The organism is Flavivirga sp. 57AJ16, from assembly GCF_028736925.1.
Classification (GTDB): domain Bacteria; phylum Bacteroidota; class Bacteroidia; order Flavobacteriales; family Flavobacteriaceae; genus Flavivirga.
The window spans coordinates 132,780-144,941 of sequence record NZ_JAQZAT010000009.1 but is presented as its reverse complement, the minus strand read 5'-3'; the positions used below and the strand labels follow the sequence as shown (position 1 = coordinate 144,941).

The following is a 12,162-nucleotide window of genomic DNA, read 5'->3' as shown; positions in this document are numbered from 1 at the left end:
AATGGCATTAAAACTCGCATAATAAAACTAAAAAATCCCTTGACTTGGTTTATCCCGAGCGTAGTCGAAGGTTTTTTGAACAAGCAAAAACGAATATAGAAATATTAGGGAGATCTAAAACATTAATGAAATGGTATTCCAAAACGACTCCTTCATTTTTTTTGAAACTGAAGACAGTAGGATGAAATTGAAATAGAAACTAAAATTATGGGATTCCTGCCTTCGCAGGAATGAAAAATATGAAAGAAACAGAGAAAGTAACACCAAGAGGGGCCTATCCACATACCAAACGTGTAGGCGATTTTATATTTGTTTCGGGAACCAGTTCGCGTAGAGCAGATAATACCATTGCTGGGGTGGATATTATTGACGACATGGGTACCAAACGTTTAAATATTGAAGTACAGACCCGTGAGGTACTAAAAAATATAGAAAAGAATTTAACAAAAGAAGGCGCCACATTAAAGGATGTGGTCGATGTTACATCTTTTTTAGTAAACATGAACGATTTTGCTGGTTATAACAAAGCATATGCAGCATTTTTTGATGTAGAGACCGGTCCCACGCGTACCACAGTAGCCGTTCACCAATTACCTCATCCAGATTTGGTTGTGGAAATTAAAGTAATAGCCTATAAGAAGCTGTAATATTAATTAAAATGTTTCCTCGAGCGCAGTCGAGAGCTTTATAATGAAAACCGATGATGTATACATATTAAAATGTTCAGAAGGACTAATCTATACTGGAGTTACAAATAATTTATCAAGACGTTTTGAAAAATATCAAAATGGGCTTAATAAAAATGGTTTCACTTTTAAGAGAAGACCTTTAAAATTAGTTTTTCATCAGGAATTTAACGATATTAATCAGGCCATTTCTTTCGAGAAGAAGATTAAAAATTGGAGGGCAAAGGAGAAGTTGGCTTTAGCTAACAAAAATTTTAATATGTTACAAATTTTAGCTGCATGCAGAAAGGCATCCCATTCAAAATATAATTTGGAAAGCGAGCCGGTCTCGACTGCGCTCGACCAGACAAACCAATGAATGTTCAAAACTACATAAACGGTAAATTTTCACCGCCCGTCAATGACGCGTGGATTGACAACTATTGCCCTGCTAATGGTAAAATCTACGGGCAAATACCAAACTCATCAAAAGATGATATAGAAAATGCCTATATCGCTGCAAAGTCTGTTTTTCCCCTCTGGTCCCAGACCACTATAGATGAACGCAGCAAAATTTTAATCAAGATTTCAGAATTACTAGATGCCAATTTACAACGATTTGCCGAGGCCGAAAGTAAGGACAATGGCAAACCTATCAGTTTGGCAAAAACCGTCGATATTCCTAGAGCGGCAAGTAACTTTCGTTTTTTCGGAAATGCCATTACACAATTTGCCAGTGAAAGTCACGAAAGTGTTGGCCATGATGCTATAAATTACACATTACGTCAACCTATTGGCATAGTAGGCTGTATTTCTCCCTGGAACCTCCCACTCTATCTCTTTACATGGAAAATTGCCCCAGCCATTGCTGCAGGAAATTGTGTCGTTGCCAAACCAAGTGAAATAACACCTGTGACGGCTTATTTATTAGGGGAAATCTGCACAGAAGCAGGATTGCCTAAAGGCGTTTTAAACATTGTTCATGGTTTAGGCAACACAACGGGACAAGCCATTATAGAACATCCGGACATTAAGGCTATTTCGTTTACAGGCGGTACAGCAACAGGGGCCCATATTGCCAAAGTTGCAGCACCTATGTTTAAAAAACTATCCCTAGAACTTGGTGGTAAAAACCCAAATATCATTTTTGCCGATTGTGATTATGATGATATGCTGGAAACAACGGTCCGTTCTTCTTTTGCCAATCAAGGTCAAATTTGTTTATGCGGAAGCCGCATTTTTGTAGAAGCGGCCATTTATGAAAAATTTAAAACTGATTTTGTCGAAAAAGTCAAAAAACTTAAAATTGGTCACCCTTCAAAAGAAGACACAAATATTGGGGCTTTAGTTTCAAAACCACATCTAGAAAAAGTATTACAATACATTAACATGGCTAAAAAAGAAAACGGCACCATTCTTTGTGGAGGTAATAAAGTCATTGTTACCGATTATGAAGACGGCTATTATTTAGAGCCTACAGTTATTGAAGTAGCTACTGATGAATGCAGGGTAAACCAAGAAGAGATTTTCGGCCCAGTGGTAACCATTATGCCGTTTAACACTGAAGATAACGTCTTACAAATGGCTAACAAGGTTAAATATGGATTATCGGCAACATTATGGACAAATAACCTAAAGCGTACCATGAGAATGAGTCACCAATTGCAAGCTGGCATTGTCTGGGTAAACACATGGATGCTCCGTGATTTAAGAACACCTTTTGGAGGCGTTAAAGCATCTGGTGTTGGCAGGGAAGGTGGCTTTGAAGCATTACGTTTTTTTACCGAAGCAAAAAATGTATGCATAAAATATTAATTCCTGCGAAGGCAGGAATCTTTTGAATTGAAATAATATTAAAAATAATATGAACCTAAACTTAAATAATAAAAACGCTTTGGTCTGTGGGAGCACACAAGGCATTGGTAAAGCTACGGCTATAGCATTGGCTCAAGAAGGTGTGAATGTCACTTTAGTTGCCAGAAATAGAGATAAGCTTAAAGCTGTTTTAGAAGCATTACCTAAACACAGAAACCATAGTTTTATTGTAGCAGACTTTTCAGATCCCAGGGATTTACAAGAAAAGGTCATCAAGTTTATAGATAGAAATCATGGATTTCATATCCTTGTCAATAATACCGGTGGTCCAAAAAGCGGTCATATTCTAACGGCTAGTTTAGAAGAGTTTGAAAATGCTTTTATACAACACCTTAAATGCAATCACGTACTAGCCCAAACGACCATCCCATTTATGAAGGAGGAAGGGTTTGGAAGAATTATAAATGTTATTTCCACTTCTGTGAAAGAACCCATTCCAGGTCTAGGTGTTAGCAATACCATTCGAGGTGCTGTTGGTAATTGGAGTAAAACCTTATCAAGTGAGGTGGCCTCTTTTGGTATTACCGTAAACAATGTACTACCTGGTTTCACAGAAACAGAACGTTTATCGGAAATCATTGAAATTAAAGCAAAAAATGCCGATACTTCAGTTGAAGAGATGAGCAAAATCATGAAAGGCCATACGCCTGTTAATCGTTTTGCCAAACCCGAAGAAATGGCCAGTGTTATTACTTTTTTGGCAAGTGAAGCCGCTAGTTATGTTAATGGCATTAATGTTCCAGTGGATGGTGGACGAACAAAAAGCTTGTAAAAACCCATCCTAACCTTCCCAAAGGAAGAGGAAAAAATATATGAATATAGTATCTTTATATAAAATACGATGTTTAACAAAAACTCAAACACCCAATTTGAGTTTCTCCCCCCTCAAGGGAGATTAAAAGGGGCTTTCTATGAGCAAATTAGTTTCACCATTAAATTTTAAAGCCTGGATTGAAGAAAATAGACACCTTTTAAAACCACCTGTTGGTAATAAATGTGTTTGGAAAGACGGTGATTTTATTGTGATGGTTGTTGGTGGTCCCAATAACAGAAAAGATTATCATTATAATGAAACCCCAGAGTTTTTCTATCAGGTTGAAGGCGATATGGTTTTAAAAATCATAGATGACGGTAACCAAAAAGATGTACATATCAAAGAAGGTGATATCTATCTGTTACCACCAAAAGTACCGCATTCTCCACAACGCCAAGCTAATACCGTTGGCTTGGTCATTGAGTATCCACGCTCTAAAAAAATGGAAGATGCCTTAGAGTGGTACTGTGAAAATTGCAATAATTTATTATATAGAGAGAAATTTAAGTTGGATAATATAGAAACCGATATGCCCAAGATTTTCGACAAATACTACTCTAGCGAAGAAAAATGTACTTGCAATAAGTGCGGTACAAAAATGGAAGCTCCTAAACAAGTTTAAATAAAAAATATGGCACGTAAACTTCGTATTAATGGACATTCTCATTTACTTCCTTATCCTGAGGATATTCCACAGTTCATGAAAGAAAAAGAAATTTTTTGGGTAGATGATGAACGCAAATATATGCTTCAAAAAGGATGGAGTAGACCTGTTACAGATTCCAGTTTCTTTTTACATGAGAAATTAGAATGGATGGAACGTAACAGATTAGATCATGCCGTTGTTTTAAACCTATCACAACTTTATGGCAATGGTCTGCGCTTAGAAGAAATGAAAAAAGCACTCCGTTTTCAAAACGACTTCAATGCAAAAGTACAGCATAATCATCCTAATAAATTTACCTGTGGATTTGTAGTCCACCCTGGGTTTATACATGGCGCCCTATATGAAATTGAACGCTGTGTGAAACAATTGCATATGAAAGTGCTTTGTTTGCCAACTCATTTTATGGATTCCATTGGGCAATGGCGTTCTGTTTTTGACCAAGAAAACGATGCTATCTTTGAACTGGCCAATGAATATAAATTAGCTATCGAAATACACCCGTATGATGGTGATAAAATGATAAATCTGGAAAACTCCTCGTGGCGATTTCATTTAATATGGATGCTCGCACAATGTGGAGATGCTTATCATTTTTATACATTAAATGGTATGCAAGAACGTTTCCCAAACATAAGAACCTGTTTCGCACATGGTGGTCAACTGGCACAGATGAATTTAGGGAGACGTATTCAAGGTTTCGATGGCAGACCCGATTTATTTAAAGGGAAACACCACCCAAGAAAGGCCGTTGGACATCCAAATATTTATTTTGACACCTTGGTACATGATACCGATTCGTTAAAACTTATGATAGATCGTCAAGGTAGCAATCAAGTCATTATGGGATTAGACGACCCCTACCCTTTAGGTGAAATGGAAAGCGATGCACAATCTTCTTATCCCGGAAAACTGTTGGATCTAGCCATAGAAAAGAATGTTATCAACAATAAACAATATGACGACATTTGGGAAGCCAATGTGTTACGGTGGTTATTTGGGGATGATGATACTGCGAAACAAGAATTAGCAAATAGAATTCTAGCTAATTAAAAAAAATCTTAAAACCGACCCTGCCTTGCCGGCACTACCGTGTGTACACATCTATAAAAAAGACACGAATGGCACAAATTCACACGAATCCAATACATTATGGAATAGAATTGGATATAGCACGAATATGAATCCCTAGTCTATATAGGCTTGAAATCTGTAAATAGACTGAATAACGAGAGTTCGATATAAGCATAATAGTATTAATCTGACTATCAATGATTTAATCTTGGTTGTCAGGTTGAGCACTTCGGTAAACTCAGCACAGGTTATGTCGAAACCCATTTAAATAGCTGGTTTTAATGACCTTTCGACTTTAGTTTATCTTGAGTACTTCGACTTCGCAGACTGTGTCACAATTAGCACTTTCGCCTTTTTTAGCGAAAAACACTCGGGAGGGTGCCCGAGAAGAAATTCAAATAAGGCAATCTCAAACATGTGTTTTGAATTACGACACAGTCTGTCAGTATAAACTAAAAGACGAAAGGCTCAAGGCGATAAATCGCTTTATTAGTGAATTTATTGTTAAAAACGCCCTTGCCTGCCTGGTCGGCAGACAGGTTTTAAATCGAACTCTCGTTGAATAGATTAGTGAAAATTTGTGCCATTCGTGTCCAATCTTTTTATCTTGAACTTCAATTTTTTATTTCTAAATATTCTATGCCATTTTATAGCGACTTAGCTATATTTGCATGACTAATTTCACTTGTCATTAAAAAAATGATATCTGGTGACCATTAATGATTATTCATGCATTTTATACCTGAAACATTGGAAGATTATGTTGTAAAACATTCTGAAAACGAACCAGAATTATTACAGCAGCTTAGTAGAGAAACCTATCAAAAAATATTGCAACCACGTATGCTTAGCGGGCACTATCAAGGACGCCTTTTAAGTTTGATTTCTAAACTAATAAACCCAAAAAATATTTTGGAAATAGGAACTTATACCGGCTATTCTGCATTATGTTTGGCAGAGGGCATACAAGCTTCTGGAGTATTGCATACCATTGATATAAATGAAGAATTAACAGACTTTCAACGAAAGTATTTTAATAAGTCCAATTATGGAAATCAAATTTTTCAGCATACGGGAAATGCTTTAGAAATCATTCCAAGCCTGGATATAGCTTTCGATTTGGTTTTTATTGATGCCGATAAAGAAAACTACCCCAACTATTTCAATAGCGTTATTGATAAATTAAACCCTGGAGGTATTATTCTATCCGATAATGTTCTTTGGAGCGGCAAAGTACTTGAGGACCTAAAACCAGATGACACCGCTACAAAAGCATTAATAGAATATAACATACTTCTAAAAAATGACGATAGAGTTGAAACGGTGGTCTTACCTATTAGAGATGGGCTGACAATTAGCAGAAAGATTAAATAGCTATCAATATTATACCGCTAAGCGAGTTTTTATAGATTTAGACAGCTTTAATTTACTAAATTGAATATTTGTTTCAATGATCTGGTAAAACTCATAAGTATCAAATGGTTTGTAAATAATATCATTAAAGCCAATACCATTACAATCGTTTTTTACACTATCAACATCAGATGCAGTTAGGGCTATAATAGGAATATTAACATCAAATTCCCTGATGTGATTCGTGGCCTCCTTACCATTCATAATCGGCATATTAATATCCATTAGAATAAGGTCGAACTTATTATTTTTAGCTGCGTTTAATGCTTCCAAACCATTACTAACAACCAAAGATTCGTAATTAGCCTTTTTTAATAAATTTTGTGTAACGACCTGATTTATTTTATTATCTTCTACAACAAGAATCTTATATTTTTTATTTAATAATTTATCTTCTTCTTCTATCTCGTTCTTAGATTCCAGCTTATTCTTTACAACGTGATCTATTCTAAAAGTGATATTAAAACTAAACTTACTACCAACTCCTACTTCACTTTCTAGTTCAATTTTGCTTTTAAATAATTCCACCAGGTTTTTGGTAATAGAAAGTCCCAGTCCCGTACCTTGATAGTTAATATTATTGTTTTCATCTAATTGGGAAAAATTATCAAAAACAGTATCAAATTTATGTTTCGGTATTCCACATCCATTATCTTCAATTTCAAAACGTATACCAACTTCTTTTTTATTTTTATTTATCATTCTTACCCTAAGGTCAATATACCCGCTTTCGGTAAACTTTATACTGTTTCCTATTAAATTGATTAAAATTTGGGACAGTCTTACATTATCACATTTTATATACCGTGGCAGTCCTTCATCTATTAATACATTAATTTTATTATTGGTTTCCTTTAACCTAAAATCAAAAGAGTCCACAATATTCTTTACTAATGTTTTTAAATTAACGGAGGTATCTTTTAATTCTATTTTATGTGATTCAATTTTACTTACCTGTAAAATATCATTAATAAGATTTAACAAATAATCTCCCGAGTACTTTAGTGAATTTAAAAGTTTAGTCTCACTCTTACTTAAATCACTTTTCTCAAGAAGCAATGAGGTCACGCCAACAACACCGTAAAGAGGTGTTCTTAATTCATGTGTTACATTTGATATGAATTTAGATTTCAACTCTGATGATTTCACAGCTTCATTTCGAGCAATTTCCAATTCCTCGTTCCGATCTCTTAAGATATTGGTTAACCTTCTTTTAGAAATATAACTCCTATATACTGTAATTAATGATACAAGAAACAGAAATAAGGCGATCGTAATAATAATATTTAAGTTTTTTACTTTATTAGTAATTTCAACTTGATGTATCCGTTCTGTATTTGCTATTTGAGCATCCTTTTTATAATCTTCAATAAGAAATTCTGATTTTGCAATAGACTTTCGTTCGGATTGTGTCTCTGCTCTATATTGGTGCATATAATCATTATATTTCAATAGTGCATTATATGCCTGCTTATTTAAGCCCTGCTTCTCAAAAGAAAAGGCTAATTCCTTATAGATATTGGGTAAAAGCAAGTTATAGTGTTGTCTTTTAACTTGATTGTTTTTTTCTAACAATACTAATGCCTCATTGAATTTTTTACTCGCATTGTTAAACAATTCTTTTTTAATGAAATATAATCCTTGCGTATACTTTAAATAGGCATAAGCATCTGAATCTACCACATAATCATTCAAACTCTCCTCTGCTCTTAAAAGATGGATCAATGCTTTTTCCATTGAGTTATTATCTAAATATATTTGGCTCAAATTAATTTGAATTTCAAACAGGATATCTTGTTGTTTATCATAGTTATTGTGATCCTTAACATTACCGTCTAAAACATACTTTAAAGCATGATCGAAGTAAGTTTGTAACAATTTTAATGGTTTCTTTTTTTTATATAACTTTCCTAAATTTAAGTATGATCTTGCTATTAAATAATTATCTTCAATTTTTAATGAATTTTTAAGTGACCTAATAAATCTATTCTCGGCAGCATCGTACTCCTCCATAGAGCTATAAATTTGGCCTTGAATAAAATTAGCCAATGCACAGCCGTAAATATCATTAATGGACTCTGATAACTTTTTAGATTGATCAATAGAAGATAGCGCATTTACGATCTCATTATTATCATAAAAACGTAAAGCATTGGAATTTAAACTGTCTATTTGAAATATAGTGTGCTTATCATCTTGAGGAAAAGATAGATTAATAGCGCACAGAAAACATACAAGTAGGATTGTTTTCATTTTTGGTTAGCATTTTAGATTTGGTGTAGTAAATATATTTTTCAATGAATGAGAAATTGAAAATACTCGTTGAAAACCTAATTAAAACGTTGACGTGCAATTAACAAAGATAATCCCTACAGAAGATTAGAACTTACGTTTTACTGAGCCTGTAAAATCGTCTAAATCATCTTTAACCTTGTTAAGTTCTTTCTTAACATCATCAGTGATACTTAAATCAATATCGTTTTTTTCGGCTGTTTTGGTAATTTCATGCTTAATATCATTAGTGGCATCTTTTAGGGTACGCATCCCTTTACCCAATCCACGGGCTATTTCTGGCAACTTATCTGCACCAAAAACCATAATAACAATAAATAGTATAAATGCTATTTCTGCACCACTAATAAATAAAAATGTAGTTTGTTGTATCACAACGCAAATATAGTAAGTTGTTTTGTTAGAATAAAAAAAAGCCGATTATAAAAATCGGCTTTTAATTCTTTTTTTTATCCTTTGACCTTTTCTTTAAACTGATCAAAATTACTTTGCTGTACTTCTTTAGGCCAGGAATTATTCGATAGGTCTACATCGGCAGTTTCTAAATCCGGGTCTATTACAATATTAGTAATCGCTTTTTGAGTTTTAAAAACTTTTTTTACTTCATTTTCATTATACCTCCATATTTGTGCTGGATATGTTTTTCTCTCTTTAGTACCATCTTCGTAGGTTAACTCTAAAATTATCGGCATTACCAACCCGCCAGGTTTTTCGAAAGTAACTTCATAAAAATATTTTGGTGCTTCACCTAACTGTGACTTTTCTTCATCACTTAAATTATTTATGTGATCATTTAAGGCTGGAAAATCTGAAGCGCTCATGGCTCCCTCAGGTTTTTTTCCTTCTTCAGCTTCTGCAAAATAAACCAACTTATCTTTATAATCATCAAGATTTAAATTATTAAGCTTAGCAACTTCTTTAGCTCTTTCAGTTGGTTTGTCTGTTAAATAGTAGCTTTTAACTTCTTTAACCCCTATATCTGAATAGTCTGTTGTATAAAACCATCCTCTCCAAAACCAATCTAGATCCATGGCAGAAGCATCTTCCATGCTTCTAAAAAAATCTGCCGGTGTTGGGTGTTTAAACATCCAGCGCTTTGAATAGGTTCTAAAAGCATAATCGAATAGCTCCGGTCCCATAATAGTATGTCTTAGCATATATAATCCAGCTGCTGGTTTGGCATAGGCATTAGGACCAAATTGATGTACATAGTCTCCTTGTGACATAATTGGAGAAATAAAACTCTGGTCTCCACTCATATATGGAACCATATCTTTAGGCAAGTTACCCGTTATAAAATTGGGATCATAATCTAATTCCGCCAATGTCTCTACAAACGAATTTAAACCTTCATCCATCCATGTCCATTGACGCTCATCACTATTTACAATCATTGGGAAAAAATTATGTCCAACTTCATGGGTAATAACACCAATCATCCCTCTTTTAAGCCTTTCTGAATAAGTTCCATCTGGGTTTGGCCTTCCATAATTAAAACAAATCATAGGATATTCCATACCCATTTGTGCGTGTACAGAAACCGCTTTGTTATAAGGGTAATCAAAAGTAAGTTTAGAATATTCTTCTAATGTATTGGCTACAACCCTTGTTGAATGTTCTTCCCAAAGTGGGTTTCCTTCTTTAGAATATAATGAAATAGCCATCACAGACCTCCCGTTTATATCTACTGCCATAGCATCCCACAAAAATTTTCTTGAAGTTGCAAAAGCAAAATCCCTTACGTTATCTGCTTTAAAATGCCATGTTTTTGTTTTTGTACTTCTTTCTTTTTCTGCTTTTTCAGCTTCTTCTTGAGTGACAATAAAAACAGGATCTTTATACGATTTTTTAGCCAGCTCAAAACGTTTAAGTTGCTGTTTTGTCAAGACATCCTTTTCGTTTTGTAGCACCCCCGTTGCTTCTAATTTGTGATCTGCGGGAACTGTTAGTTTAACATCAAAATCTCCAAACTCCAAAGCAAACTCACTACGACCCCAAAACTGCATATTTTGCCAGCCTTCAACATTATCGTAAACACAAAGTCTTGGATAAAATTGAGCAATGACATACGTACTGTTTCCATCTGGGAATGCCTCATAACCAGATCTTCCTCCTTCGACAATATGATTATTGACATTGTACCACCATTTTATTTGAAACTTAAAAACATCTCCCGGCGCTAATGGCTTAGGTAAGTTAATTCGCATCATTGTTTGATTTATCATAAAGGGTAAATCTGAATCATCTGAATTTTTTACAGCCTCAATGTTAAAACCTCCATCAAACCTTTTCTTTAAATTGTCCTTGGTGAAGGTAGTCGGTCCGTTAAATGTGTTGTTGAATTTATCTGAATTTATGTCTGGAGTTTTTGAATCTTTAGCTCTCATATTTTGATCAAGCTGTACCCATAAATATTCTAAATAATCTTTGGAATTGTTATGATATGTTATTTTTTCATTACCGAAAATCTGGTTTTTAGATTCATCCAAACGAATATCCATGACATAATCAACTTTCTGTTGGGTATACTGATGACCAGGTGCGCCAGAAGCTGTTCTGGTGCTATTTGGTGTAGGCAACAGATCTTTCATCTGCCTAAATTTATTCTGATCTGTGTGACCTTGAGGCTTTGTTTTTTCTTGCGCTTGTGCAAAAACGCTCGTTAAAACAAAAACCAAAGAAAGTAAATAATAAGTACGTTTTTTCATTGTCAACTTTTATGTATTGTTTGATAAATTGATGGATTAAGCAATAATATTGGCTTATTACAAAATAAGATTCGAAAATAATGAATTCGGCAAGTTTTTAACTTAGTTTTAATTAAACTTTAACAATGCATTATGCTTTTCCGGAATAAGTATAAAACTTTTTTGCTTGGCGTTGATCTTTGTCTTTACAATATTTTGTTGTTCTTCAAATAAATCGAATAATACCTTATTGCTAACCTCAAAAGACTTAACACTACGAACACCTTCTATTTCTAGATAGCAACGCATAATATCTTGATCGTATTCTTTACCTATAAAAGTAAGATGGGCTTCTTTTTCATTAATCTTAACCTTTATGCTTTCTTTTAAATATCTACCAATATAAGTGTCGGCTATTTTGGGCTCATCTTTACCTGCCAAGGTTATAGATTCGTCATAACGTTCACGTAACAAACTTTCGAAATCGTCTATAAAAATCCTTGTTGTTATTTGTACAGACTGTTTCTCTTCAATAAAATTAATTTGAGTAACACTTATATAATATTTATGGAGGCCATTAAACGCTAAAAGTGGTATGATTAAAAAAAACAAAAATGGTTTAATAAATTTCACACGTTTAAATTTTAGTAATTATTTGATAATAAATTATTTATAAAA

At 34.0% G+C, this 12,162-nt stretch carries 11 protein-coding genes; 7 read left to right on the top strand and 4 right to left on the bottom strand.

Features of this window, described 5'->3' with window-relative positions:
- Positions 1-239 precede the first annotated feature (239 nt).
- The 7 genes from PQO00_RS11710 to PQO00_RS11680 all read left to right on the top strand — a co-directional run bounded on the left by PQO00_RS11710 (position 240) and on the right by PQO00_RS11680 (position 6,466).
- A complete protein-coding gene (locus tag PQO00_RS11710; protein WP_274185030.1) occupies positions 240-647 on the top strand; it encodes a RidA family protein in 408 nt (135 codons plus the stop codon).
- 43 nt (positions 648-690) lie between these two features.
- Positions 691-1,044 carry a GIY-YIG nuclease family protein gene (locus PQO00_RS11705; RefSeq protein WP_274185029.1) on the top strand — a complete coding sequence of 118 codons (354 nt, stop codon included), beginning with the start codon at positions 691-693 and terminating at the stop codon, positions 1,042-1,044.
- Positions 1,041-2,480: an aldehyde dehydrogenase gene (locus PQO00_RS11700; protein WP_274185028.1), complete on the top strand. Its 1,440-nt coding sequence runs from the start codon at positions 1,041-1,043 to the stop codon at positions 2,478-2,480. Before PQO00_RS11705 ends, PQO00_RS11700 begins: the two co-directional genes overlap by 4 nt.
- 49 nt (positions 2,481-2,529) lie before the next feature.
- Positions 2,530-3,312 carry an SDR family oxidoreductase gene (locus tag PQO00_RS11695; RefSeq protein WP_274185027.1) on the top strand — a complete coding sequence of 261 codons (783 nt, stop codon included), beginning with the start codon at positions 2,530-2,532 and terminating at the stop codon, positions 3,310-3,312.
- Between the two features lie 139 nt (positions 3,313-3,451).
- A complete protein-coding gene (locus PQO00_RS11690) occupies positions 3,452-3,976 on the top strand; it encodes a 3-hydroxyanthranilate 3,4-dioxygenase (protein ID WP_274185026.1) in 525 nt (174 codons plus the stop codon).
- A gap of 9 nt (positions 3,977-3,985) precedes the next feature.
- Positions 3,986-5,071 carry an amidohydrolase family protein gene (locus PQO00_RS11685; protein WP_274185025.1) on the top strand — a complete coding sequence of 362 codons (1,086 nt, stop codon included), beginning with the start codon at positions 3,986-3,988 and terminating at the stop codon, positions 5,069-5,071.
- 750 nt (positions 5,072-5,821) lie between these two features.
- Positions 5,822-6,466, top strand: coding sequence for an O-methyltransferase (locus PQO00_RS11680; RefSeq protein ID WP_274185024.1), 645 nt, complete (start codon positions 5,822-5,824; stop codon positions 6,464-6,466).
- Positions 6,467-6,475: 9 nt separating this feature from the next.
- Here PQO00_RS11680 and PQO00_RS11675 read toward each other — a convergent pair whose 3' ends face one another.
- From PQO00_RS11675 to PQO00_RS11660, 4 genes are all read right to left on the bottom strand, one after another.
- Positions 6,476-8,758, bottom strand: a complete 2,283-nt coding sequence (locus tag PQO00_RS11675; RefSeq protein ID WP_274185023.1) for a hybrid sensor histidine kinase/response regulator — start codon at positions 8,756-8,758, stop codon at positions 6,476-6,478.
- Between the two features lie 126 nt (positions 8,759-8,884).
- Positions 8,885-9,172 carry a twin-arginine translocase TatA/TatE family subunit gene (locus tag PQO00_RS11670; protein ID WP_274185022.1) on the bottom strand — a complete coding sequence of 96 codons (288 nt, stop codon included), beginning with the start codon at positions 9,170-9,172 and terminating at the stop codon, positions 8,885-8,887.
- A gap of 74 nt (positions 9,173-9,246) precedes the next feature.
- Entirely contained in the window at positions 9,247-11,505 is a 2,259-nt protein-coding gene (locus PQO00_RS11665; RefSeq protein ID WP_274185021.1) for a M1 family metallopeptidase, read from the bottom strand.
- 108 nt (positions 11,506-11,613) lie between these two features.
- A complete protein-coding gene (locus PQO00_RS11660) occupies positions 11,614-12,117 on the bottom strand; it encodes a DUF6702 family protein (protein ID WP_274185020.1) in 504 nt (167 codons plus the stop codon).
- Positions 12,118-12,162 lie beyond the last annotated feature (45 nt).

Excerpts from the sequence above, each read along its gene's own strand:
- PQO00_RS11710 (WP_274185030.1), top strand. The coding sequence starts at position 240 with ATGAAAGAAACAGAGAAAGTAACACCAAGAGGGGCCTATCCACATACC.
- PQO00_RS11705 (WP_274185029.1), top strand. The coding sequence starts at position 691 with ATGAAAACCGATGATGTATACATATTAAAATGTTCAGAAGGACTAATC.
- PQO00_RS11700 (WP_274185028.1), top strand. The coding sequence starts at position 1,041 with ATGAATGTTCAAAACTACATAAACGGTAAATTTTCACCGCCCGTCAAT.
- PQO00_RS11695 (WP_274185027.1), top strand. The coding sequence starts at position 2,530 with ATGAACCTAAACTTAAATAATAAAAACGCTTTGGTCTGTGGGAGCACA.
- PQO00_RS11690 (WP_274185026.1), top strand. The coding sequence starts at position 3,452 with ATGAGCAAATTAGTTTCACCATTAAATTTTAAAGCCTGGATTGAAGAA.
- PQO00_RS11685 (WP_274185025.1), top strand. The coding sequence starts at position 3,986 with ATGGCACGTAAACTTCGTATTAATGGACATTCTCATTTACTTCCTTAT.
- PQO00_RS11680 (WP_274185024.1), top strand. The coding sequence starts at position 5,822 with ATGCATTTTATACCTGAAACATTGGAAGATTATGTTGTAAAACATTCT.
- PQO00_RS11675 (WP_274185023.1), bottom strand. The coding sequence starts at position 8,758 with ATGAAAACAATCCTACTTGTATGTTTTCTGTGCGCTATTAATCTATCT.
- PQO00_RS11665 (WP_274185021.1), bottom strand. The coding sequence starts at position 11,505 with ATGAAAAAACGTACTTATTATTTACTTTCTTTGGTTTTTGTTTTAACG.